This window comes from Paraburkholderia kururiensis JCM 10599 = LMG 19447 (assembly GCF_003986935.1).
Lineage (GTDB): Bacteria > Pseudomonadota > Gammaproteobacteria > Burkholderiales > Burkholderiaceae > Paraburkholderia > Paraburkholderia kururiensis.
In genome coordinates, this window is the sequence record NZ_RJZE01000005.1 from 1 (window position 1) to 23,681 (window position 23,681).

The 23,681-nt window shown below is 64.6% G+C and carries 20 protein-coding genes; 5 read left to right on the forward strand and 15 right to left on the reverse strand.

The genetic code is table 11. The features are described from left to right. The first annotated feature begins 114 nt into the window (after nt 1-114). Entirely contained in the window at nt 115-834 is a 720-nt protein-coding gene (locus PKKP23_RS06925; RefSeq protein ID WP_240658802.1) for a MetQ/NlpA family lipoprotein, read from the forward strand. A 13-nt stretch (nt 835-847) separates the two neighbouring features. Here PKKP23_RS06925 and PKKP23_RS06930 read toward each other — a convergent pair whose 3' ends face one another. The 5 genes from PKKP23_RS06930 to PKKP23_RS06950 form a co-directional block, all read right to left on the reverse strand. Then, a complete protein-coding gene (locus PKKP23_RS06930; RefSeq protein ID WP_126876354.1) occupies nt 848-1,870 on the reverse strand; it encodes an SGNH/GDSL hydrolase family protein in 1,023 nt (340 codons plus the stop codon). 136 nt (nt 1,871-2,006) lie between these two features. Then, the gene (locus PKKP23_RS06935; protein WP_126876355.1) at nt 2,007-3,302 is read right to left on the reverse strand and encodes an NAD(P)/FAD-dependent oxidoreductase; all 1,296 of its coding nucleotides are present in this window, start codon (nt 3,300-3,302) and stop codon (nt 2,007-2,009) included. 2 nt (nt 3,303-3,304) lie between these two features. Next, nucleotides 3,305-4,063, reverse strand: a complete 759-nt coding sequence (locus tag PKKP23_RS06940; RefSeq protein WP_126876356.1) for an amino acid ABC transporter ATP-binding protein — start codon at nt 4,061-4,063, stop codon at nt 3,305-3,307. Then, entirely contained in the window at nt 4,060-4,716 is a 657-nt protein-coding gene (locus tag PKKP23_RS06945) for an amino acid ABC transporter permease (RefSeq protein WP_042303179.1), read from the reverse strand. Before PKKP23_RS06945 ends, PKKP23_RS06940 begins: the two co-directional genes overlap by 4 nt. An 81-nt stretch (nt 4,717-4,797) precedes the next feature. Continuing rightward, nucleotides 4,798-5,565, reverse strand: coding sequence for an ABC transporter substrate-binding protein (locus PKKP23_RS06950; RefSeq protein ID WP_017778240.1), 768 nt, complete (start codon nt 5,563-5,565; stop codon nt 4,798-4,800). A 186-nt stretch (nt 5,566-5,751) separates the two neighbouring features. On the opposite strand from PKKP23_RS06950, the gene PKKP23_RS06955 reads away from it, so the two are divergent. Then, complete coding sequence (locus tag PKKP23_RS06955; protein ID WP_126876357.1) at nt 5,752-6,558, forward strand: IclR family transcriptional regulator; 807 nt, start codon at nt 5,752-5,754, stop codon at nt 6,556-6,558. 66 nt (nt 6,559-6,624) lie between these two features. Here the strand turns inward: PKKP23_RS06955 and PKKP23_RS06960 are convergent, their stop codons facing one another. From PKKP23_RS06960 to PKKP23_RS06995, 8 genes are all read right to left on the reverse strand, one after another. Beyond that, nucleotides 6,625-6,924, reverse strand: coding sequence for an antibiotic biosynthesis monooxygenase family protein (locus PKKP23_RS06960; RefSeq protein WP_126876358.1), 300 nt, complete (start codon nt 6,922-6,924; stop codon nt 6,625-6,627). A 140-nt stretch (nt 6,925-7,064) separates the two neighbouring features. Further along, nucleotides 7,065-8,285, reverse strand: a complete 1,221-nt coding sequence (locus PKKP23_RS06965) for a YeeE/YedE family protein (protein WP_126876359.1) — start codon at nt 8,283-8,285, stop codon at nt 7,065-7,067. 371 nt (nt 8,286-8,656) lie between these two features. Then, nucleotides 8,657-9,679: a hypothetical protein gene (locus PKKP23_RS06970; protein ID WP_126876360.1), complete on the reverse strand. Its 1,023-nt coding sequence runs from the start codon at nt 9,677-9,679 to the stop codon at nt 8,657-8,659. Nucleotides 9,680-9,943: 264 nt separating this feature from the next. Continuing rightward, complete coding sequence (locus PKKP23_RS06975) at nt 9,944-11,176, reverse strand: MFS transporter (protein WP_126876361.1); 1,233 nt, start codon at nt 11,174-11,176, stop codon at nt 9,944-9,946. A gap of 33 nt (nt 11,177-11,209) precedes the next feature. Beyond that, nucleotides 11,210-11,761: a hypothetical protein gene (locus PKKP23_RS06980; RefSeq protein WP_126876362.1), complete on the reverse strand. Its 552-nt coding sequence runs from the start codon at nt 11,759-11,761 to the stop codon at nt 11,210-11,212. A gap of 50 nt (nt 11,762-11,811) precedes the next feature. Beyond that, nucleotides 11,812-12,627: a hypothetical protein gene (locus tag PKKP23_RS06985; protein ID WP_420873198.1), complete on the reverse strand. Its 816-nt coding sequence runs from the start codon at nt 12,625-12,627 to the stop codon at nt 11,812-11,814. A 170-nt stretch (nt 12,628-12,797) separates the two neighbouring features. Continuing rightward, nucleotides 12,798-14,168: a sigma-54-dependent transcriptional regulator gene (locus PKKP23_RS06990; RefSeq protein ID WP_126876363.1), complete on the reverse strand. Its 1,371-nt coding sequence runs from the start codon at nt 14,166-14,168 to the stop codon at nt 12,798-12,800. After that, nucleotides 14,153-15,649 carry a sensor histidine kinase gene (locus PKKP23_RS06995; RefSeq protein WP_126876364.1) on the reverse strand — a complete coding sequence of 499 codons (1,497 nt, stop codon included), beginning with the start codon at nt 15,647-15,649 and terminating at the stop codon, nt 14,153-14,155. Before PKKP23_RS06995 ends, PKKP23_RS06990 begins: the two co-directional genes overlap by 16 nt. Nucleotides 15,650-16,037: 388 nt before the next feature. On the opposite strand from PKKP23_RS06995, the gene ilvD reads away from it, so the two are divergent. Next, on the forward strand, nt 16,038-17,900 hold the full coding sequence (ilvD, locus tag PKKP23_RS07000; protein ID WP_126876365.1) for a dihydroxy-acid dehydratase: 1,863 nt from the start codon (nt 16,038-16,040) through the stop codon (nt 17,898-17,900). A gap of 161 nt (nt 17,901-18,061) precedes the next feature. Then, nucleotides 18,062-19,231 (forward strand): epoxide hydrolase family protein, encoded by a 1,170-nt coding sequence (locus PKKP23_RS07005; RefSeq protein ID WP_126876366.1) that lies wholly within the window; start codon nt 18,062-18,064, stop codon nt 19,229-19,231. 48 nt (nt 19,232-19,279) lie between these two features. On the opposite strand, the gene poxB is transcribed toward PKKP23_RS07005, so the two are convergent. Both poxB and PKKP23_RS07015 read right to left on the reverse strand, forming a co-directional pair. Further along, nucleotides 19,280-21,001: a ubiquinone-dependent pyruvate dehydrogenase gene (gene poxB, locus PKKP23_RS07010; protein WP_126876367.1), complete on the reverse strand. Its 1,722-nt coding sequence runs from the start codon at nt 20,999-21,001 to the stop codon at nt 19,280-19,282. 386 nt (nt 21,002-21,387) lie between these two features. Further along, nucleotides 21,388-21,963 carry a TetR/AcrR family transcriptional regulator gene (locus tag PKKP23_RS07015; RefSeq protein ID WP_126876368.1) on the reverse strand — a complete coding sequence of 192 codons (576 nt, stop codon included), beginning with the start codon at nt 21,961-21,963 and terminating at the stop codon, nt 21,388-21,390. Between the two features lie 157 nt (nt 21,964-22,120). Between PKKP23_RS07015 and PKKP23_RS07020 the strand changes: the two genes are divergently transcribed. Next, nucleotides 22,121-23,530 (forward strand): amidase, encoded by a 1,410-nt coding sequence (locus tag PKKP23_RS07020; protein WP_126876369.1) that lies wholly within the window; start codon nt 22,121-22,123, stop codon nt 23,528-23,530. Nucleotides 23,531-23,681 lie beyond the last annotated feature (151 nt).

The window sequence follows — 23,681 nt, forward strand, 5'->3', positions numbered from 1 at the left end:
CGAGCCGCTCCTGAAGGGCATTCCCTTCAAGGACGGCACTCCGGTGATTGAAAGCACACCGGCTCCTCAAGCGCTGGCCGCCTGATCATGCCGCCTGACCCGCGTACACCACTCTTGACGATTGCTCGCGAGGACGAAGACGTCTGGAAAGTGGTTGCCGCCAACGCGGCAAAGCATGGCCTCGCCATCAAGGTCACCACGTTCGCCGATTACACGCAGCCCAACGAGGCGCTGGCCCAGCACGACCTCGACGCCAACTCGTTTCAGCACAAGCCCTACCTCGAGGCGCAGATCAAGGCGCGCGGCTACAAGATCGTGCCCGTGGGCTACACCTATGTGCAGCCCATCGGCCTCTATTCGCGCAAGGTGAAGTCCGTTGCTGACCTTCCGCAAGGCGCGACAGTGGGCGTGCCGAACGACCCGAGCAACGAAGGGCGCGCGCTGCTCCTGCTGCAATCGCTCGGCCTCATCACGCTGAAACCCGCCGTGGGTCTCTTGCCGACGGCGCGCGATATCGAACGGAATCCGAAGAATCTGCACGTCAAGGAACTCGATGCCGGCATCGTCGGCCGTGCCATCGGCGACCTCGATGCGGCCGTCGTGAACACCGACTGGGCCATCAAGGCGGGCATCAAGATTCCGCAGGAACGCATCGCGCAGGAGAAGGTGCCGAACAATCCGTATCGCAACTTCATCGCCGTGAACGAGCAGGACGCGAACGCGCCGTGGGTCCATGACCTCGTGGAGAGTTATCAGCAACCCAATGTGTCCGCCGCAATCCTGAAGGTTTATCGCGGCGCCACGCTGCCCGCGTGGGACGGCGCGCCGCAGTAGTTCCGCACACTGCTCAGCGCCCGAGCCCGCTCTTCGCAATCTGTTGCTCCACGAACTGCGCGAAGAGCGTATGCAGGCGGGTGGCGGGATGCAGGTCGTCGGCGAACATGTAGGTCTGGTCGGCGTTGGGCGTCGTGTAGGTGGGCGGTGAACAGAGCAATGCGGTGTCGTGCGGCGTCTTCGCGGGGTCGCACGCCGTGCCCGTGTTAGAGACGGCGAAGCCGTTGGCCTGGAAATTCGCGACAACCTGGTTGAGCCAGGTGAAGGCATCGATCTCGATGACCTTGCTCTGAAGACCGTTGGTCTGCAAACCCGCGTTCAGCGTGTCGTTGAAGCGTTGCGAAAGCTGCGTCAGATTCGCGCCGCCGTCCGCGGACGTCACGCCTTTGGGCGACAGCCCGATGTTGGGCAGATTGACCACGACGACGTGCGTCGCCCCACTCTGCACGATCTGCGCGACGAGCTGGACGAGCGTGTTCGCCGCCGTTTGCACCGTGGGCGCGGCAGCGGGCAGCGAGCCGGCACGCAGCACGTCGTTCGCGCCGGCCCACACCAGCACCAGCTGGTTCGCGTTGAAGCTTCCATGCGCGGCCAGATAACTCGACACCTGCTGGTTCATGGGCATTTCGATGTTGCCCAGCACGTCGGTCAGGTAGTCGTAGAGGTTCGCGGGCGTGGCCACCGTGGCGCCGCCCTCCGCGTAGCCCAGACCGCTTTGCGCGCTAAGCTTGTGGCTGGCGTCGATCGAAAAGGCGGGCGTCAGCGTGTCGCCGTAGTACTGCGCGACATCCTGCGTCCACACCTGGCCGGGGTTGGTCGTGAAGCGACCGCCGCCCAGGGCGCTCGCGAGCGGCGCATAGGTGCCGACGTCCGAGAGGCTGTCGCCGAACGACACCACCTGGAGATGCACGCCGCCAGCGGGGCCCGCCGTGCCGGCGCTACTGCCCGAGCCGGTTCCTCCGCCGCCGCACGCCGCGGCCAGCAGGCTCATCGCGACAACAATTGCGGCACACACCCTTGCATTCATGCGTTGCATGGCTTTCCTCCAGTGGACGGCAGCTTTCACGTGACGGACGTTGCGCCCGCGAACCTGCTGCACATGCAGCGGGCTCTACCGTTTAGCAAGAAAGGTGCGCCGAGGTTTGCGGCTCTGGAGGAAGGTCTTGTCGCGCTCAGGCGATGGCGTCCATCAGCCGGTACCACGCAACGCCCGCCGCGATGTAAAAGCGCTGCAGCCCATGGAACGGGATCGGTTTGACCGCGGTGACGGCAAACGGAAACGGAGCGCGGGCGTCGCCTGCAATGCGCGAGGCAAGATGCTTGCCGAGCGTCGTGGCCATCGCAATGCCGCGGCCGTTGTAACCAAGCGCGATGCTGAGCCCCGGTGCCGGCTCGTGGACGTGCGGCAGAAAATCGGCCGTGATCGCGACGCGGCCCGCCCACCGATACTCATACTCGATGCCCTTCAATTGCGGATACATCAACTCGACGGCGCGCTCCAGGTGCGCCCAGTCGTTGTTCGCACGCGGGTCCGAAAAAGGCCCGCGGCCGCCCATCAACAGCCGCCCGGCCGCATCGCGCCGGAAGTACAGCAAAAGACGACGCGAATCGGAGGCCACTTCACCGCCGCGCAGAATGGCGTCGCCCACGCCGGGAGGCAGCGGCCGCGTAGCGACGATAAAGCTGTTCGCCGCGATCACCGACTGCCGCAGGCCCGGCCAAAGCGCCCCGGTATAGCCGTTGGTCGCGATCACGACGTGCTGCGCGACCACGTTCGCACCGCCGTGCGTCCGCACCTGCCAGCCGCGTGCGTCACGCGAGAGGCCCGTGACCGACGTGTATCCGTGCACGGCCACGCCGAGCTTCTGCGCCACGCGCGAGAGACCGCGCACATAGCTGAGCGGCTGGATGCTGCCGGCGCGATGATCGATCCATCCGCCCACATAAGCGCTCGTGCCAAGCCGCTGCGAAACCCCTGCGGCATCGAGCAGGCTGACCTTCGCGCCGCGCGCCGCCCACTGCTGCGCACGGCACGTCACGGTTTCGAGCATGGCACGCGACGGCGCTGGCTGGATCCAGCCGCCCCGTACCGCTTCGCAATCGATGCCGTACCGCTCGATCAACTCGAACACGCTGTCGGCCGCGGCGCCCACCGTCTCCACCAGACGATTGCCCGTTGTTTCGCCGAACCGCTGCACGAGTTCGTCGGGGTCGTACTTGAGCCCGGGAATCACCTGACCGCCATTGCGGCCCGAGGCGCCCCACCCCGGCTGCGCGGCATCGAGCACGCACACCTTCACGCCGCGCTCCGCCAGATGCAAGGCCGTCGAGAGGCCCGTGAATCCTGCGCCCACGATCGCCACGTCGCACGATACGGACTCGCGCAGAGCCGGCGTATCGGGCGCAGGCTGCGCCGTTGCGGCCCACAACGAATCGGGCAGCATTGCACCTTCTTTCACTTCGATCATGTTCAGTTCGGGTTAGCGCCGGCGGGCGTGCCGTCAGGAGACAGCAGGCGCCGCAGGAAGTCCTGCGTGCGCGGATGCTGGGGATGGCTCAGGACCTCGCGCGCGGCGCCTGTTTCGCAGATCGTGCCGCCGTGCAGGAAGCACACGCGGTCGGCCACTTCGCGGGCGAAGGCCATTTCGTGCGTGACGACCACCATCGTCATGCCGTCGCGTGCGAGCGCGCGCATCACGGCCAGCACTTCGCCCACCAGCTCGGGATCGAGCGCGGACGTGGGCTCGTCGAAGAGCAGCGCCGCAGGCTCCATGGCAAGCGCACGCGCAATCGCCACACGCTGCTGCTGACCGCCCGAAAGCTCCGCAGGATACGCATTCATCCGATGCGAGAGGCCGACCTTATCGAGCAGGTGCCGCGCATCGTCGCGAGCCCGCGCAACCGGCGTGCGGCGCACATAGACCGGTCCTTCCATCACGTTTTCGAGGGCCGTTCTATGCGCAAACAGGTTGAAGCGCTGAAACACCATACCCACGCGCATGCGCAATTCGTGGATATTCTTCGCGTGCGCATCCACGCGCACGCCGTCTATCGTGATGGAGCCGGAATCGTAGGTCTCGAAGCCGTTGATACAGCGCAGCACGGTCGACTTGCCCGACCCGGACGGCCCGATCAGGCACACCACTTCGCCCGCCTCGACGTTGAGGCTCACACCCTTGAGCACTTCCTGGTGGTGAAAGCGTTTGTGTATCGCGTTGATTTCGATCATCGGCTTTTCCTCACGGCGAGCCGCTTGCCAAGCTGGTTGACGCCGAACATCAGCGGCAGGCTCAGCACCAGATACAGCAGCGCGACGAGCGTGTAGACCGTCATGTTCTGGAAGGTCGACGACGCAATCAGCTGCCCCGCGCGCGTGATTTCGGCAACAGTGATGGTGGAGGCAACCGACGAGTCCTTCAGCAGCATGACGAGCGTATTGCCGTACGGCGGCAGCGCGATCCTGAAGGCCTGCGGCAGCACCACGCGCCGCATGATGAGCGGGCCGCGCATGCCGATGGCGTGCGCGGCTTCAATCTGCCCGTGGTCGATGGCTTCGATGCCCGCGCGAAAGTTTTCCGCCTGATACGCGGAGTAAGCGATGCCAAGCCCGATGACCCCGGCCTGAAACGCCGACAGCTGCACGCCCAGGTCCGGCAACACGAAATAGATGTAGAAGAGCTGCACGATGATCGGCAGCCCGCGGATCAGATTGATCACGGTGCTGCCGAACGCCGATGCGGCGCGGTTGCGCGACACCTTGAGCAACGCGAGCACCAGACCGAGAACCGAACTGAGCACGAATGCACAGGCCGTGATCTCGATCGTGATGACTGCGCCTTTCAGCAGGATCGGCAAAAAGTCGATTGCGTTCTGCACGAACATCGCGTCTCCCGACACACTTTGCAGATCGTCCGGGCCGCTATGGGGCACGGACAGCTTCGAATACAGCGCAACGTCTCGCCGTTAGCTCATGTGCCACTTCTGCAGAATCTGCTGCAGCGTGCCGTCGGTCTTCATCTTCCTGATGGCCGAGTTCAGCTGTTCGAGCATGGCCGTGTCGCCCTTACGCACGACGAAGCACACCTGCCCCTTCACCGCCGACTGATACTCAGGCACGAGCCGCACCTGCGGATTGGCGCCCTGCTGCAACTGGTAGGCCACGATGGGCTGATCGGCGAAACCCGCCTTGATCCGGCCCAGCGCCACGTCGCGCATGATGTCCGCCACGGAATCGTAGGTGCGCACTTCCTTGAAGATGCCCTTCTTGTTCAACGCATCGACGAACGCCGTGCCCACCTGCGCGCCCACCACTTCGCCCTTGAGATCGTCCATCGAGGTGTAGTGGCCTTTGTCGTCGGCCCGCACGACGAGCCCTTCGCCGTACGAATAGACGGTGTCCGAAAAATCGACGATCTGCTGGCGCGCGGGCGTCTTCAGCATGGCTGCGGAAATGATGTCGATCTTCTGCGTGGTCAGCGACGGAATCAGCGCGGAAAACACGCTCTGCTGCACCTCCACCTTGAAGCCGCCCGCGCGGCCCGCCGCTTCGATGGCATCCACCATCATTCCCTGAATGGAATTGGTTTTGACGTCGAGGAACGTGAACGGCACACCCGTGGCCGTTGCGCCCACCTTCCAGGTGGGCTCGGCGCGCGCGGCGCCCGAGGAAATGGCGAAACAGGTGGCAAAGCCGGCTGCAAGCAAGGTAAGGCGTTTGACGAACGTGACCATGCATTTCTCCTGGCAAGGCGCCGCCGGATCGACATGAACCGTCGGCAATGTTGTTTTGTGACCGCGAGATCATGATAGTCGAATCAAAAAAATCGCAAATAGATTTTTGTGTATCGATATTCGATACGATATGATGCGGTATTGCACTCACCCCGCATTCAACGCGCGTTCAACGGACGGACCACGATGGACAATTCGCACGCCGACAATGACGCCGGAAACGGCACCGACCTACTCTTCAATCAGTCGCTCGAAAAGGGGTTGAACGTGCTGCGCGCGTTCAGCGCGAAGCGCCGCACGATGACGCTGGCCGAAGTGGCCGAGGCGGCGTCGATGTCCAAAAGCTCGGCGCAGCGCATGGTCTACACGCTGGAGAAGCTGGGCTATATCCGCAAACATCCGCTCACGCGCCGCTACCAGCTGACGCCGCGCGTGATGCAGATCGGCTTCAACTATCTGGCTGCGGACACCTTGATCGACGTGGCGAATCCGTTCCTCTCGGAACTCACGAACATCACGGGCGAGACGACCAACCTCACGGAGCCCGATGACGACGAGATGGTGTACGTCTCGCGCTTCGTCTCGACGAAGTTCGTGCCGATACACATGCCCATCGGCAGCCGCATCCCGATGTATTGCACAGGCAGCGGGCGCGCATTCCTGAGCGCGTTGCCCGCGGACGAGGCACACGCGCGCCTTGAGCAGATGAATCGCGTGGCGTTCACGGCGAACACCGTGACCGACGTGGCACGGCTCGGCGAACTGCTCGCCGAAGTGCGCCAGAACGGCTATGCCACGAACCGCGAAGAGTTGTTCATTGGCGATATGTCGATCGCGGCGCCGGTGGTGGGAAGCCAGGGGCGCCCCGTCGCCGCGGTACACGTGGTAGCGCCCACCAGCCGATGGACGTTCGACGACGCACGGCTAAAGCTCGCACCGGCCGTGATCGATTGCGCGCGAGGCATCAGCAATTCGATACGAACGCTCGAGTAGCCGCGCGAGGGGCCATGCGAGCGTGCGCCGCGCTCATACCAGACTCACACCAGGTTCGAACCAGGTTCAAACCCCGCCGTCGCCGTATTGCCGGATGACCTTCGCGATCACGACGCGGTAGCCGTCGAGCCAGCGCGCCTGCTTGCCCTTCGCTTCGCGGTGCGCCGGATGCTCGATCAATTGCCGCAGCGCCGCTTCCGACTCCCAGTAGTAGATGTTCTGGATCAGCCCCGCGCTTGCGTTCTCCCAGGTCTCCTCGCCGAGATAGCCGGGAATCGCGCGCGCGGCTTCCGCGATCTGTTTGTCGAGGCGATGGAACTCGTCGTCGAATTGACCGGCGTTGAAAACGAAGGTGGACGAGTACATGCGGCTTCCTTTGAGTGATCGAAAAAAGCGGACGGCGCACCCCGCCCGCTGCCTTCCCGTCGAATAAAAAAAGGCAACGCGCGAGGCGTTGCCTTCCTTGCTGCATCCAGCACCGGAATTCGCGGCCGAAGCCGCTGCGATCAGCAACCCGTCTGCTTCACGCGCTCCACGGCGAGCCCGAATGCGGGACGCAACTTCGTGCCCACCACGTTGCCGAGAAACGCCGCGACGAGCCACAGCCAGCCGTGCAGGCTGCCCGACACGATGCCGCTGAAATACGCGCCGATATTGCAGCCGTACGCAAGACGCGCGCCGTAGCCGAGCAGCAGCCCGCCCACCACGGCCGCGATCAGCGAGCGCAGCGGCAGCCGCCACACCGGCGCATAGCGGCCGGCGAGCGATGCAGCCACCATCGCGCCGATCACGATGCCGATATCCATCACCGACTTCACGTCGTGGCTCACCGGCGCGGCGAGCGCCGCCGCGTTCGGGCCGGTGCTCCACACATGCCAGCTCGCAACGTCGACGCCCATTGCCGAGAACGCCTTGGCGCCCCACAGCGCGAAGGCCGACGTGACGCCCCAGGGACGGCCCGAGATCGCAAGCGTCACGAAGTTGAGCACAGCGAGCACCACGCCGCCCACGAGCAGCGGCCACGGGCCACGCAGCCACGACGACGTGTTCGGTGCGTCGTCGCTCACGAGACGGCCGTGACGGCGTTTTTCGATCAGCACGGTAAGCGCGGCAATCAACGCGAACACCACGAGGTTCAGCGCGATGGCGGGGCCCGCGCCCAGCGTTTTCACGAGCGAGATGGGCTGCAGATGCGGCAGCGCGCTCCAGAACGGCAGATGCGCGGTACCCACCACGGAACCGACGACGAACGCAATCAGCGTGACCACCATGCGCGTGCTGCCGCCACCCACCGTGTAGAGCGTGCCGGAGGCGCAGCCGCCGCCCAGCTGCATGCCGATGCCGAAGATGAACGCGCCGATCAGGACCGACACGCCGACGGGCGCCACCTCGCCCGCCACCGGATGACCGAACAACGTGCCGGCCGAAAGCGCCGGGAAGAACAACAGCACGCCCACTGCGAGCATCAGCATCTGCGCACGCAGACCGGCGCCGCGCCCGTCCGCGATGAACACGCGCCACGCGGACGTGAAGCCGAACGCGGCGTGATAGAGCGTCATGCCGAGCAGCGCGCCCAGCACGTACAGCGTGGCCTGCTTCGCGCTGACGGTCTGCGCGAGATAGAGGGCACCGAGTACGACGAGCGCGAGCGCAACGGCGAGCGGCTTCGGATTGGTGTTGACGAGCCGGCTAGACGCGCCGCCGAACGGCGTGGAGAGATCGGACATAGTGAGCGGAAGCGGTCGCGCTCAGCGCACAGGGGCGGCACGCCGGCAAAAAGGGCGGTCGCTGCGCGGGCGAAAGGCCGCGAAAAGTCGTTAGGGGAAAGTTCGCAAGTATATCGAAATGTCACGATTCGGCTGGGACGCACCCTGAGCCGCGGCGCCTCGCGCCAAGGGCTGCCGCGCGTCGTGCCGCGAGCCCGCAAGGCCCGTCAGACGGGGCTTGGCGAGCATTCCGCGCGTTTCAAAGCCGGCCGCCTAATAACGTGCTCGTATATCGATATTTCGAATCTGGCTTGACAGATGCCCGTCGAAAAAACCGCCAGGAACTGACCATCCGACCGCCGACCGCCGACCGCCAACCGCCGGCTGCAGACTCAGATCACCAGGTGCCTCGCCTCCTCGTGCATGCTCGCGGGCGGCAGCAGGTCGGCGCGCGAGAAGCGCACGAGCGCAAATGCGCGCCAGGTGCCCGGGTCGGCGGGGAGGCGCGCGAGGCGAAATTCGATCTCCTCGCCCTTCGCCGGGTCGTTGTCTTCGAGCACCACGTTCATCGCGTTGAGTCGCAAGCGCTTTCTCGTCACGTCGAGATGCGAAGCCGGATCGGCCAGCACGTCGCAGATCAGCTGGAGTTCGCGTTGCAGGGCGTCGGTCTGCAGTCCCAGGTCGGCGAGGCTGCGCTCGTTCTCGTCCATCAGCGACTGAATCTTCGCGCGCTCCGCGAGGTCGGGCGCCGTGCCGCTGCCCATCACCTGGCGCATGCCCACGCCGCCCCGCTCAAGCAACTGCATGCGTGCCTTCAGCAGCGCGCGCTCCTGCTGGAGTGCATCGCGCCGGGCCGTATCGGCTTCGACGTGCGAGAGCCCTTCCAGGGCGAGCTGATCGAGCACGCGTCGCACGATTTCGCGCCGCAGAAGTGTTTCCGTAAGTCCACATACGCGGACTTGATAATCGCCGAAGCTGACCGTGGTACGCATCACGTCAGAGCGAACCTCGAGGCCGACCTGTTTTGCGCCCGGCGCACGACGTTCGGTCATCGCCATGCCGAGCACCGCGAAGACCTCGCCGGCGGCCGGACATTCGTCGAAGAAGTGCTGCAAATCGGTGGAGCGGCTGAGCGCCGGTGCCACGTCGTCGGGCGCGGTGAAGAACGCGTGAATACAGGCGTCGGAAGACCATGCCGCGGCGCTGGCCTCGCGTGCAGGCGGTAGCGACTCGACCAGACCTTCGACGTACTGCAGCGAAACACTCACGGCACGCCCCAGATGCGCCTCGTACTGCCCGACCAGCCGCAACTGCGGATGCAGCTTGACGATGCGCTCCACGGCGTCGCGCACCTCGTCGCTTGCGGCCGGCGGTACCGCAGTGTTTCGATGCCACATCCAGCTCAACATGCCCATGTCCGTCTTTCCTTGCCTTCGCTCGCGCCTCGCGCTGCATGGTCGGCTGCGCGCCGGAATTTCCGGCAACGGCCAGCAAGCAACTGTCTTGATTCGGCGCCCGAATCTCACCTTAGCCACGCGGGCAACGGGCTCTTTGATCCTGGTCAGTTGTCTCTCGTTGAAGGAATTCGATCTGACCGACAACGTCGGGCCACCGAAACGGGCACACGCTGATGCCGCGCATGAGAGCGAACACCCTGCCTCACGAGCGGAAAACCGGATTCATGCGGCCAAAGACGGATCGCTTGCGACGTCACGCTGAATGGCGCACGCCGTTTTTAGCGCGGCGCCAAACAGGAGCCAGAGCGCGAGCGACCCTGTCGACACGGCACCCAGCACGAGAAAGGCGGTTGCGTAACCGAAGTGCTGGGCGAGCACGCCGCCCAACGCAGGGCTGAGCGCAGCGCCCATGCCCTGCACGGTCATGACCATGCCCTGCCCGACGTTGACGCGCCCGGTTCCCTGCAACAGTCGCACCACCAGTGCGGGCACCGCCACGCTTTGCAGGCCGGCACCGATGCCATCGAGCGCCTGCACCGGCCACACGCCCCACGCGTCGATGAACATCGCGGCAACGAGCCCGCGAAGCGGCAGCGCGAGGAACGTGATCAGGATGACGCCCCAGTAGCCGATACGACGGATGAGGCGGCTCGCCAGGAACACCGCGACCACCATGACGAGCTGCGCAACCACGATCGTCTGCGCAGTGAAGGCGCCTGGATCGCCCTTGTGCGCGGCGACCACCGCCAGCCCGTAGAGCGGAAGCATCGCCGCATTACCCAGATGGAAGATCGCCAACGCGGCGGCCAGCAGCAGCAACGGCCGGCAGCTCAGCAGCACGCGAAAGCCGCTCGCGTGCTCATGGCTTGCCGCCGACGAACCGCCCAGCCCTCGCGCACTGTCGTGATCGATCGAATCGCGCCGGATGAGCAGCGTCGAGATCACCGTCATCACGCCAAATACGCCGGCGAGTACGAACACCGCACCGAACCCATACCGCCAGCCAAGCCAGCCCGAAAGCGCGGCACCCACCACATTGCCCGCGTGATTGGCCACCTGGTTGCGACCGAACTGCCGGTCAAAGCCCTGTTCGCGCGCGATACCGAGCGTCAGGCCCGCTAACGCGGGCCCCAATGCGGCCCCTGTTACGGCCGTGAAGATCTGGGAAGCGGCGACCATCCAGTAGCTGTGCGACACCCATAGCACGAGCGATGCGAGTGTCGTCATGCCCGCCGCAATCACGACGACGCCGCGCTTGTGATGCGTGCCATCGACGAGTGCACCGGCCGGTGAAGTGGCGAGCATGCCGGCGATGCCGCCGAGCGTCATGACCGTTCCGATCGCGCCCGGATGCCAGCCCTGTGCCTGCAGAAAGACGCCAAGGAACGGCCCGATGCCCGCCTGCACATCGGCCACGAAGAAGTTGAGCCCTTCCAGTGCGTATCGGGGATTCATGGATGCCCAGGTTGTGCGTGTGCCGCCATGCGCTCAGGCCGTTACCGGCGTATCGACGAGTTCGGCAATCTCGTCCACCTCGATCGTTCGCCCGTGGCGGTTCTTGATGCCAGGCCCCCAGGCCTGGACATGCGCGCCCGGCGCCAGGTATTTGGCGAGCTCTGCCGCCGCGTGAGTCGGCATGCGCAACGACGTGCCGTCGTCGAGCAACGCCCCGCGCAACTCGCCCTTCGGGCCGAAGAGCGACAGCACCACTTCACCGGACGCCTCCATCGGTTTGCGTTCGACAGGCGGCTTCCGATGCTTCTCCCCCTCGTGGTGTGGACCTTCGTCGAGAATGAGCACGCCGCTCGTTGTCGTGAGGGAAACGGCGGCAATCATGTCCGCATTGCGGGGCTTCACCCCGCGCACCCGGACCACATCGCCCGGCGCGACGTGCCGCGCAAGCTGTTTCGACAGATGCGGCGGGAAATGCACCTGGCGCGCGCCAAGTACGAGCCCGTCCAGTTCGCCGTGCGGATTCAACAGAAAGCGCGTGACCTTGCCGCGGGTTTCCGGAAGGCTTGCGGGGTCGATCCAATGCATGTCGTTTCTCCGAAATCGATGTGGGCCAAGATTGTTCAGGTAGCGCTCGTTCAGGGCGCGGGCGGAATACGGTCGTAGCGTCCGTAGATCTGGGTCAGGTTGCCGGGCGAGCCGAACGACGTTGCCTGCAGCGCCGTGCCGTACTGGTTGCGCGTGCCGTAACCCTGCGCGGACACCGTTGCGCCCGCCCTGACGAGCGCCGCGAATTGCTGTGCGACAGGCGGCGTGAGTTTGATGACCGTGCCGTCCGCGAGGATCACGCCGTCGGGTTCGCCTCGTCTTGCTGTCGTGACATACGCGACCAGGCCTTGAGCGCTCATCGGCGCGAGGCCTGCGCCTCGCAACTCGCGCGGCAGGGGCCGGGCATCCGGCGGCGGGGGTTGATCGACGAGTTGCTGGCCGCTTCGGGCGTTGGTGATGCGTTGGGCGTCGAAGCTGCCTCCCGCGTCGCGCCAGCCACTGACCTGCACCACGTCGCCGGGGCGGACCGCCGACGTGAGCTGCGCGCTCATGTGAGGCGGGAACCTGACCAGCATGCCGTCACGCGTGAGAAAGCCGTCCACGTCGCCGTCCGGATTGGTGAGAAAGCGGGTGACGGTGACTTGCGTCGTGGTGAACGCGCCTGAATCGGCGAGGCCGGGCGGCGGAACGTCCCCAGGCGGCGCCAGCGGGGCCAGCGGGGCTAACGGGGCTGCTGGAGGCAGTGGCGGGGCATCCTGTGCCACGGGCGGTGGCGGGGAGACCGGGGCTCTTTCCGGTCGAGGTTGCGCTGCGCATCCGGCGCTTGCCGCGAGCAAGGCGGCGAAGCTCATTGCGCTCGCGACGCGGACGGCGATGCGTTGTCTGGGGTATGGGGTCGATGGCACGGTTCACTCCTTTCATGTTGCGCGGAGTGTTTTGCAAAGGCCATGCCATTCGTCCCGAGTCTGTGTTCTCGGGCTTCCGTGGTGATTTGCGCGGGGGTTTGCGCGATGCAGAAGCGTCGACGTGTCAGGAAACCGGACACACGCTGTCCGCTTCCTTGACACCCTTGCCGTTACGACGCGTTCCCGGAGAGGCCCAGGCTCGTCATACGCGTGTAGAGCGATTGACGGCTGATGCCGAGCTTGCGCGCCGCCTCGGCGCGGTTGCCTCCCGATGCGGCCAGCGCGTGGACAATCAGCGCACGCTCGAGCCGTGCAACGGCTTGCGTGAGGGGCAGTTCGAGGAGGTCGGGTGGAATGGCGTCATCCGCGCCGCCTTTCGCCGCCGAGAGGAAACCGAAGTCTTCGCGCGTGAGCACCTGTCCCGGCGCCAGCGCGCTCGCACGCTCGACCGCGTTGGCCAGTTCGCGGACATTTCCCGGCCAGGCGAACGTGGCGAGCAGACGCTGCGCATCGGCGGAAAGATGCTTGCGTTGCGTGCCGCTGGATGCGCTCGAAAGAAAGTGTTCGGCAAGCGGCAGAATGTCGGCCACGCGCTCGCGCAATGGCGGCATGTGCAGCGGAATCACGTCGAGGCGAAACAGAAGGTCCTGTCGAAACGTGCCTGCCGCGACCATCGACGGAAGATCGCGATGCGTCGCCGCGACGACGCGCACGTCAACCGTCACGACGCGGTTCGTTCCAAGCCGCGTGACCTGGCGCTCCTGTAGCACGCGCAGCAGCTTGGCCTGCATGGCAAGCGGCATGTCGCCGACTTCATCGAGAAACAGCGTGCCGCCGTGCGCTTCTTCGAAACGCCCTGCCCTGTCGCTCTGGGCGCCCGTGAACGCGCCTCTTGCGTGCCCAAACAGTTCGCTTTCGAGCAGGTCGTCGGGAATCGCCGCGCAGTTCACCGCAACGAACGGGCCGCCGGCGCGCGCCGATGCGCGATGGAGCACACGTGCTGCGACCTCCTTTCCGGTCCCCGTTTCTCCCGTGATAAGCACGGTGGAGTTCGTTGCCGCCGCGCGGCCAATGCGTTTCTGCACGTCACGCATGGCTTCGCTCACACCGAGCAGTTGCGGCTCGCGCGATGCGGCTTCATCCGGGAATGCGCGCGCAACGGGCGCGTTGCACTGGGTGGAAAAAATGCGTTCGAGCAGCGCGGCGATCTCGTCGCGGCCCACCGGCTTGGTGAGATGCTCGAAGGCGCCGAGCCGCATCGCGCCGATGGTGTTGTCGCTCGTCGCGTGCGCCGTGAGCATGACGACCGGCACGGTCTGCCATCCCGGCGTGTTGCGCAGCGTTTCGAGCACGGCAAGGCCGTCCGCGCCCGGCAAACGGAAGTCGAGAAAGACGCAGTCGGTGGCAGCGTGCTCGTGCAACCGCTCGAACACTTCCTTGCCCGAGCGCGCTTCGAGCGGCTGGTGGCCAAGGTCTTGTACCGTTTCAGCGAGGCCTTCGCGAAAGGCGTCGTCGTCGTCGATGATCAGTATGGTCGCCATGGCAAGTCGATCACGAAACGCGTCATGTTCAAATCATCCGCAAGATACGCCCGCCCGCCATGCGCAGACGCGATCTCGCGCACCACGGCGAGGCCAAGACCCGAACCGTCAGGCCGCCCGGTCACAAAAGGCTCGAAGATGCGCTCACGTTCCGTCGCGCTCACGCCGGGACCATCGTCGACGACTTCGAGCCTGAGCCGCTCGCCCTCGTCCGAGCTTACCTTGCCTGCGCGAATCGTGACGTGACCGCCGGACGGCGCATGCCGCAGCGCATTCACGACGAGATTGTCGAGCGCGCGGGCCAGTTGCGCCGCGTCGAAAACCGGGTTCGCCTCGCAACCGGTCATGTCGACACTGAGTTCGACATGACGGCTTTCAGCGCGTGACTCATGCGTGCGCACCATCTCGTCGAGCCACGCGCGCAAGTCGACCTCGCGTGCCTGGACCGTTATCGGCTGTGTCAGCGCGAGCAGGCTCGCAACCTGCGATTCGATGCGCCCCACCTGTTCGATGATGGTCTTCAAGGCGGCTTCGCGGCGCGCACCGTCGCCTGCAAGCGCGTTCTCGGCCTTGAGACGCATTGCGCCGGCCGGGTTGCGAATCTCATGTGCGATTTGCGCAGCCATCTTGCCCAGCGTGCTGAACCGCTCGGCCTGCGCAAGCTGCGCACTGAGCGCGTTGGCTTCCCGCTTCAAGCGTTCGGCACGTTCGACATAGCGGTTGAGCGCATCCACGATCTGATCCAGGTCGCGCTCGCCGAGCCGTTCGAGCCGCCTGCCCTGTTCGAACTCGCCATCCGGCGCAAGCGCATGTTCGAGCCGTGCGAGATTGCGCTTCCAGCGCCGAAGTGCCAGCGCCAGAACCCATGCCAGCCCGACGATGATGGCCAGCACGCTTGCGAGGATGGTCACGGCGCGTTCGCCGTAAGGCCCGAGCGGTGGCCGCGCACGCGTGAGCACCCACGCGAACACGTCCGTTTGGTGCGGCACGGGACACGCCACCGCGACGACGGCATCCGCTCCGCTCGAGACAACGTCGGCCTGTATCTGCCGCGCGCTCGCCACCTTTCTCAGCGTGCGCAGAATGAGCGGCGTCTCGGCTTCGGGGATATCGCGTTTGACACCGCTGCCGTCGTAGGTGGGAAAGGCGTAGGCAAGAAAGCCATTCGGCGCGCCGGACGCCGGCTCGCTCGTCCAGAAACCGCCTTCTATACCGTCGGTGCGGATCAGCACGAGATCGAGTACCGCGTGCATGAGATCGACGTTGGCTTCGCCGGGACGTTGCATCGACAGGTCATAGCGGGAGGCGACCGCCGTACACGCCGCGGCCGCCTGCTGCTTCGCGGTCGCTACGCGCTCACCCAGCGCCGACGACAAAACCAGCCATACGGCTGCGCTCAGCAGGCCGCAGAGAATGGCGACGAGCATCCAGAGTGCGAAAAGCTGGGTGGCGAACGACGGTCGCGGTCTCGGCATGAGCATCCCGTGTGAGCAGCGTTGGTGCTTTACCTGGAAACTTAACTGGCAAACTTGATTGGCAAACTTACCTGGCAATTCAACTGGCAATTCAACTGGCAATTCAACTGGCAAATTCAGCTGGCAAATCCTCCGCCACCCGCGGCAGGATACGCACTTTTTGCGGTGCACGGTGTCTTGCCGCGTGGTTCGACTGGAGCAGCATTTGTCTACCCATACGCGCGGCGAATCAATTGATCGAGCAAAATATATTGGACGACGCAGGCAAGTTCTCGCAGTATTGGCAACCGAACTGCGCGCACCCTATCCGCACGGCCGCCACTGGCCGCCGTGACGCCTCCTTGAAGGCGGCGCTTTTTCCAACCTTGATAAACAGCAACACCAGAGGACACAGATGTCTAACTATCGGTCACGCCTGTCTACGCACGGTCGCAACATGGCCGGCGCCCGTGCCTTGTGGCGCGCCACCGGCATGAAAGACGACGATTTCGGCAAACCCATCATTGCCGTCGTCAATTCGTTCACACAATTCGTTCCGGGCCACGTCCATCTGCGCGATCTGGGCGCGCTCGTCGCCAAAGAAATCGAAGCGACCGGCGGCGTGGCCAAGGAATTCAACACGATTGCCGTCGATGACGGCATCGCCATGGGCCACAGCGGCATGCTGTATTCGTTGCCCTCGCGCGAGCTGATTGCCGATTCGGTCGAATACATGGTCAACGCGCATTGCGCGGATGCCATGGTCTGCATCTCCAATTGCGACAAGATCACGCCGGGCATGCTCATGGCCGCCATGCGCCTGAACATTCCCGTCGTGTTCGTGTCCGGCGGTCCGATGGAAGCGGGCAAGGTCAAGTCGCCGACAGACGGCCACGTCATCGCCAAGATCGACCTCATCGACGCGATGATCAAAGCCGGCGACCCGAAAATCAGCGACGCCGAAGTGGCCGAGGTCGAGCGTAGCGCCTGCCCGACCTGCGGCTCGTGCTCGGGCATGTTCACCGCCAACTCGATGAACTGTCTGACCGAAGCGATCGGCCTGTCGTTGCCCGGCAACGGGACGATCGTCGCCACGCATGCATGGCGTAAGGGCTTGTTCGAACAGGCGGGCCGCCTGATCGTGGATCTGTGCCGTCGCTACTACCAGGAAGAAGACACGTCGGTTCTGCCGCGCAGCATCGCCACCCGGCAAGCGTTCGAAAACGCCATAGCGCTCGATGTCGCGATGGGCGGATCGACCAACACCGTGCTGCACCTGTTGGCGGCCGCGCAGGAAGCCGGCGTCGACTTCACGATGTCGGACATCGATCGCATCTCCCGCAAGGTGCCGTGCCTGTGCAAGGTCGCGCCCGCAACCGACAAATACCATATCGAGGACGTCCATCGCGCGGGCGGCATCCTCGGCATTCTTGGCGAACTCGGTCGTGCCGGGCTGCTCGACCTGTCGTGCGGCAACGTGCATAGCGGCACGCTCGGCAAGGCCATCGAAAAGTGGGACATCCTGGGCAGCGCGGGCGAAGAAGCGCAGAAGTTCTATCGCGCAGCGCCGGGCGGCATTCCGACCACGGTCGCATTCAGCCAGGAAGCCACCTTCGCGGCGCTCGATACGGACCGGAAAGCCGGTTGTATTCGCAGCAGGCAAAACGCCTATTCGAAGGACGGCGGCCTCGCCGTGCTTTACGGCAATCTGGCCGAGAAGGGTTGCATCGTCAAAACGGCGGGGGTCGACGAATCGCAGTGGGTCTTCTCCGGTCGCGCGCGCGTGTTCGAAAGCCAGGACGATGCCGTGGAAGCGATCCTCGGCGACAAGGTGGTGGCGGGCGATGTGGTGGTGATCCGCTACGAAGGTCCTCAGGGCGGCCCGGGTATGCAGGAAATGCTGTACCCCACGTCGTATCTGAAATCGAAAGGCCTCGGCAAGACGTGCGCGCTGTTTACCGATGGCCGTTTCTCGGGCGGCTCGTCTGGGCTCGTGATCGGTCACGCGTCGCCGGAAGCGGCCGCCGGCGGCACGATAGGTCTCGTGCAGGAGGGCGACGTCATCGAGATCGATATTCCGCAGCGCAAGATCCATCTGGCGGTTGCAGACGACGAATTGGCGCGGCGCCGTGCCGCCATGGATGCACGCGGCGACAAAGCGTGGCTGCCGGCTCATCGCGAGCGCGTCGTATCGCAGTCGTTGCAGGCCTATGCCGCGCTGGTGACGTCCGCCGACCGCGGCGCCGTGCGCGACGTTTCGCTGCTCAACCGCAAGTAGCGCGCACGATGCAGCTCGGGCTCAGGCTCAGGCCGCTCACGTCGCGCCAACGGCAGGGGCACGATGTGCCATGAGCCTATGTCCAGGCGCCTCACCGGCGCCTGGACGCCAGGACAACCGGCTCCGGCGGGTGTCACTCTCCTTGAAAGCGGGACGCGAGCATGGACCTGCGAGACTTCAAGATCAACGTTCCGGACGGCCAGATTGCAGACCTGAAGCTGCGTCTGCGTAACACGCGCTTTCCTGCCGCGCTGGATACAGACCAGTGGGACGACGGCGCGAGCCTCGCCTTTGTCCGGCGCCTGGCAGACTACTGGCTGCATCAATTCGACTGGCGTGCGCAGGAAGCGCGGCTCAACCGCCTCCCTCAGTTCCAGGCGACGGTTGAAGGACACGACATTCACTTCGTCTACCAGACCGGCAAAGGGCCCGCACCTATGCCGCTCGTCCTGACGCACGGGTGGCCGGGCTCCTTCGTCGAGATGGAACGCGTGATCCCGCTGCTGACAGACCCCGCATCGCATGGCGGCGATGCGGCCGACGCATTCCATGTGGTCGTCCCTTCGTTGCCGGGCTTCGGTTTTTCCGCGGCTCCGGCAGGCCCCGGCGTCAGCGCCCATCATGTCGCCGGGCTGTGGCTGAGGCTGATGAACGGGCTCGGTTTCGATCGCTTCGCGACGCAAGGCGGAGACATCGGAGCCGGCGTCTCGATGTGGTTGGCGCGCCGGTTTCCCGAGCAGATCATCGGCGCCCATCTCAACTACATTCCCGGCAGTTTCCGGCCATCGCTCACCGGCAACGTTCCGCCGGTGAGCGCGGACGAGCAGGCGTTTCTCGACAAGGTTGCGGCCTGGTCAGCGGCAGAAGGCGCGTATGCGGCTGTGCAAAGCACCAAACCCCAAACCCTGTCGTACGCGATGACTGATTCGCCCGTGGGGCTTGCCGCCTGGATCGTCGAGAAGTTTCGCAGCTGGAGCGATTGCGACGGCGATGTCGAGCGCGTCTTCACGATGGACCAGTTGCTGACCGATATTTCCCTTTACTGGTTCGGCCACATGCTCGACGCGTCGTTTCGCATTTACAGGGAAAACCGGCTACGCCCGCTCGCTTTCGGTCCGAACGAACGGGTAGCCACGCCGCTAGGCGTCGCGCTATTTCCCCGCGAGTTACCGACACCGCCGCGTTCCTGGGTCGAACGCGTTTTCGACGTGCAACGATGGACGCCCATGCCACGCGGCGGCCACTTCGCAGCGCTGGAGCAACCCGAGCTGCTGGTCGAAGATGTCCGCGCCTTCTTCCGTCCGCTGCGTCGCGCGAGCGGTCAGTCGTGAAACGAGCCTGCCGGGTTCCCGCGCCGCGCGGCGAACCCGGGCGTGCGGCTAACGCAGGTTGGTACGCACGAGTTCGACGATCTCGTCGCCGCGCCCATTGAGAATGGCGCGCATCATGTAGAGGCTGAAGCCCTTCGCCTGGGCGAGTTCAATCGTGGGCGGCATCGCGAGTTCGTGTTTCGACGTAACCACATCGACAAGCGCCGGACCCGGATGGCTGAACGCCTGTTTCAGCGCGCCCGCCACGTCTTCCGACTCCTCTACGCGAATGCCGAAAATGCCGGCGCCTTTCGCAATGGCCGCAAAGTCGGTTTTACTGAGATCGACATTGGTATCGAGATAACCGGCCGCCTTCAATTCCATCGAAACAAAGCCGAGCAGGCTGTTGTTGAACACCACCACCTTGATCGGCAAATCGAGCTGCCGGGCGGTAAGCAGATCGCCGAGCAGCATCGACAAACCGCCATCGCCCGATAGCGACACGACCTGCCGTCCGGGATGCGCGGCTTGCGCACCGAGGGCCTGCGGCATCGCGTTGGCCATGGACCCGTGATTGAACGAGCCGTGCAACTGACGCTTGCCGTTCATCGTCAGATAGCGCGCCGCCCAAAGGGTTGGCGTGCCGACGTCCGCGGTGAAGATCGCATCGTGGCTGGCGGCCTCGTCGATCATCTTCGCCAGATACTGCGGATGGACGGGGCGGCCAGGACCGGCCGGTGTCGCCAGATCGTCCAGGCCCTTGCGGGCGGACGCATAGTGCTTGCGCGCGTTGTCGACGAAACTGCGGTCCGTCTTGCGTTGCAGCCTCGGCAACGTCGCGGCGACGGTTTCCTTCACCGTGCCCACCAGCCCGAGCGAGAGGGGCGCGCGATGCCCGAGCTGCGAGCCCTTCCAGTCGATCTGGATGATCTTCGCGTTCGCCGGATAGAACGCGCGATAGGGAAAGTCGCACCCGAGCAGCAGCAGCGTGTCGCACGACATCATTGCGTGATATCCCGAGCTAAAGCCGATCAGGCCGGTCATGCCGACGTCGTAGGGATTGTCGTACTCGACGAACGGCTTGCCGCGCAGCGCGTGGACCACCGGTGCGCCGAGCGCATCGGCAAGCGCGACGACTTCGTCGTGCGCGCCCTGCGTGCCGCTGCCGCACATGATCGTGACCGCGTCGGAAGCATTCAGCATGGCGGCGAGGCGATCGAGGTCCGCTTCGGCCGGCAGAATCCGCGGCGGCGCGCTTTCCGTCCAGGACGGCGCTTCGGAGGGACCTTCGCTCAGCGCCACATCGCCCGGCAGCACGGTCACCGACACGCCGCGTTCCTCGACGGCCGTGCGCATCGCACGCGCGAGCACGCGAGGAAATTGCGCGGCGGACGACACCACCTCCACGTAATGGCTGCACTCCTTGAACAGTTCCTGGGGGTGCGTTTCCTGAAAGTAGCCCAGGCCGATTTCGGTCGACGGAATGTGCGCGGCAATGGCCAGCACCGGCTGCTGGTTGCGATGACAGTCGAAAAGGCCGTTGATCAGATGCAGGTTGCCCGGGCCGCAACTGCCTGCGCACACCGCGAGGCGTCCGGTCGAGGCCGCGTCCGCACCGGCGGCAAAGGCGGCCGCCTCTTCGTGGCGAGTGTGCATCCAGCGGATCGAGCCGACCTGATCGAGGCTGTAGGCGAGCCCATTCAAACTATCGCCGGTCACGCCCCAGATTCGTTCGACACCCGCGGCGGCGAGTGTCGCGGCAAGATAGGCGGCAATGGTAGTGCTGGCCATGCTTGACTCCTTTTCACAGTTGAAAGGGCTCGACCGGATGGGGAAAACCACGGTCACGGTCGCGACGCCTGCACCCACAGCCGCGCGCGGAAACGGCGCGGCGCGGGTGTGCCACACGTATCAAGGTAGGAGGACATCGTGAAAAAGTCCTGAATTCCGGCTGAAAACACCTGTATCAGACAGACTGAAATCCATCTGTATGGCGCCTGGCGGGGCACTGTAGTCCACGCGCAATGCCAGAGAAAGGGCACCACCAGATACACAAGGTCCTGCGTTTGGGGTGTCGTTGGTTCGCGTGAAGCGCGGCGCTTTCATCGCTTTCATTTGAAATGCGTGGACGCGACCCTATTCAATCGCTCGTGTACGACCAAGCCTTCACAGACGGCTCAACCGGGCAGGAGCCCCGATTCGCGGTAAGTCTTGATCAGCGAATCAAAGAGCGATATGTCCGAACGGCCGCGCGCCATCAACTGCGCGCCGGCCACTGCCGCATAGATCGCGCGGGCCCGCCTTTCAGACTCTCTGTTACTGAGATGGCCCGCGGCAGACAAAACTTTGCTGAGCCAGGCCACGTTCACGTCCGCGAATTTCTGAATCTCGGTCTTGACCACGTCCGGCAAATCGTCGTACTCGGCCGCCATGAAACTGGACAGGCACATCCGGTTTTCGCTCTCAAGGGACTTGCGAAAGGTGGCCGGATACCGTCGCAACCAGCGCGCGGGCTCCGGCGAGTCCAGCCACATTGCCTCCAGCGCCGCGGCTGAGTTCTCCCAGTAGCGCTTCGCTACAGCGGCCGCAAGATCGGCCTTGCTCGGAAAGTGATGGTAGATGCTTGCGGCCTTGATGCCGACAGCCTGCGCGAGATCGCGAATATTGAGCCCGCCGTAACCATGCGCCTGCGCGATCTTCGTTGCGGCCATCAGAATCTTGTCGCTGGAGTTTGTGCCTTCTGCATTCTTCACTGGCCGCGTCCTTGAAGAGAGAACTTGTTGACGGCCAGAATTATAGCGCCTATGGTAAACCTAACTACCGTTAGGTAGAAAACTCAGCGCGGTCTTTCATCGTCTCTTCCCGTCTTCAATCGTCTTCAATTTCGTGAGGTCATTTGTGGGTTCATTTGTGAGTTCCGACATCGTCTTTCAGGACGCCACCCGGCTGGCAGAACTGATCCGCACCCGCCAGATCTCCCCGGTCGAAGTCATGCAGGCCCACCTCGAACGCATCGAGGCTATCGACCCAAAGGTCAATGCCATCGTCACCGTTGCCGACGACGCGCTCAAGGCAGCGAGGCAAGCAGAAGCGGCCGTCATGGCCGGCGAGACGCTCGGCCCGTTGCACGGCGTTCCGTTCACGGCCAAAGATTCCATCGACACCGCCGGTGTTCTGACCCAACGCGGGTCGCCCATTTTCAGGGGGCGCGTGCCGGACACCGATGCGACGAGCGTCGCCCGGCTGAAAAAGGCGGGCGGGATTTTGCTGGCAAAGACGAATCTGCCGGAGTTTTCGTACTGGATAGAAAGCGACAATCTGCTCAGCGGGCGTTCAAACAACCCATGGGATCTGGAGCGCACGCCGGGAGGATCGAGCGGCGGCGAGGCGGCGGCCATCGCGGCGGGCATGTCGCCGCTGGGCCTCGGCACCGATCTCGCCATTTCCGTGCGTGGCCCGGCCGCGCAAACGGGCATTGTTTCGCTCAAAGCGACGCACGGGCGCGTTCCGATGACAGGCATTTTCCCGCGTGCGCCGCGTCGCTTCTGGCACGTCGGACCGATGGCCCGGAGTATCCGCGACCTCGCGCTCGCTTTCTCCCTGCTCGCTGGACCCGATGGGCTCGACGCATACGCGTCGAGCACCGCGAACTTCGACGCCGGCGCAGGGCGCTCGCCGCATCGTCCGCTGCGCGTGGGCTGGCTCGTGGAACCGGGGTTCGGGCCCATTGACCCGGAAGTTGCCGCCACGCTCAAGGCAGCCGCAGACGCGCTGCAAAGCAACGGTGTCGATGTCGCGCCCGTGCGAATTGCCGCGCTCGAGCGCGACTTCGCTCTGGATGTCTTCAATCGCCTGCACGTCATGGAGATGAAACCCGCATTCGCGCAAGTGACGGCCGGTCATAGCGAAGACGCGCTGTACAAGATGGCGAAGACCATGCGCGCCCTTCCCGAGACGTCCATGAAGGACTACATAGACGCCGAGCAGGCGGCTGAACGGTTGCGCGACGGGTTTGCAGCCTGCTTCCAGGAATACGACGCACTGCTTACGCCCGTCCTGCCGATTCCGGCACACAGGCATGGTGCCGATACCTTCGTCATCAATGGAAGAACGGTCGATGCGACCTTCCTTCAGGGCGCAACCGTACCGCTCAACATCACCGGCTTGCCCGGCCTCTCCATGCGATTCGGAACGAGCAAGGAGGGGCTACCCATCAATGTGCAGCTGGTCGGCAGCTGGCTCGCCGAATCCACCATCCTGCACCTTGCCTCGCTACTGGAAAGCCTGAGCGCTGTGCGAGACCTTCATCCGGCACTGTGATGCACCGAAGACGAGGCGTATCCGTGGGCGCCCAAAGTCGAGCCGGCCCACGGGGTCCGCGCAATGCATCCGTCCAGGTACGCGACACGTGAGGCGTGGAAGTCACGATTCGCGCCCTGCCGAGATCGGCGTGCGGAGGATCGTGGTGAGC

Coding starts and splice junctions, on each gene's coding strand:
- PKKP23_RS06930 (WP_126876354.1), bottom strand. CDS start 1,870: ATGCAACGCATGAATGCAAGGGTGTGTGCCGCAATTGTTGTCGCGATG.
- PKKP23_RS06935 (WP_126876355.1), bottom strand. CDS start 3,302: ATGATCGAAGTGAAAGAAGGTGCAATGCTGCCCGATTCGTTGTGGGCC.
- PKKP23_RS06940 (WP_126876356.1), bottom strand. CDS start 4,063: ATGATCGAAATCAACGCGATACACAAACGCTTTCACCACCAGGAAGTG.
- PKKP23_RS06945 (WP_042303179.1), bottom strand. CDS start 4,716: ATGTTCGTGCAGAACGCAATCGACTTTTTGCCGATCCTGCTGAAAGGC.
- PKKP23_RS06950 (WP_017778240.1), bottom strand. CDS start 5,565: ATGGTCACGTTCGTCAAACGCCTTACCTTGCTTGCAGCCGGCTTTGCC.
- PKKP23_RS06955 (WP_126876357.1), top strand. CDS start 5,752: ATGGACAATTCGCACGCCGACAATGACGCCGGAAACGGCACCGACCTA.
- PKKP23_RS06960 (WP_126876358.1), bottom strand. CDS start 6,924: ATGTACTCGTCCACCTTCGTTTTCAACGCCGGTCAATTCGACGACGAG.
- PKKP23_RS06965 (WP_126876359.1), bottom strand. CDS start 8,285: ATGTCCGATCTCTCCACGCCGTTCGGCGGCGCGTCTAGCCGGCTCGTC.
- PKKP23_RS06970 (WP_126876360.1), bottom strand. CDS start 9,679: ATGGGCATGTTGAGCTGGATGTGGCATCGAAACACTGCGGTACCGCCG.
- PKKP23_RS06975 (WP_126876361.1), bottom strand. CDS start 11,176: ATGAATCCCCGATACGCACTGGAAGGGCTCAACTTCTTCGTGGCCGAT.
- PKKP23_RS06980 (WP_126876362.1), bottom strand. CDS start 11,761: ATGCATTGGATCGACCCCGCAAGCCTTCCGGAAACCCGCGGCAAGGTC.
- PKKP23_RS06990 (WP_126876363.1), bottom strand. CDS start 14,168: ATGGCGACCATACTGATCATCGACGACGACGACGCCTTTCGCGAAGGC.
- PKKP23_RS06995 (WP_126876364.1), bottom strand. CDS start 15,649: ATGCTCATGCCGAGACCGCGACCGTCGTTCGCCACCCAGCTTTTCGCA.
- ilvD (WP_126876365.1), top strand. CDS start 16,038: ATGTCTAACTATCGGTCACGCCTGTCTACGCACGGTCGCAACATGGCC.
- PKKP23_RS07005 (WP_126876366.1), top strand. CDS start 18,062: ATGGACCTGCGAGACTTCAAGATCAACGTTCCGGACGGCCAGATTGCA.
- poxB (WP_126876367.1), bottom strand. CDS start 21,001: ATGGCCAGCACTACCATTGCCGCCTATCTTGCCGCGACACTCGCCGCC.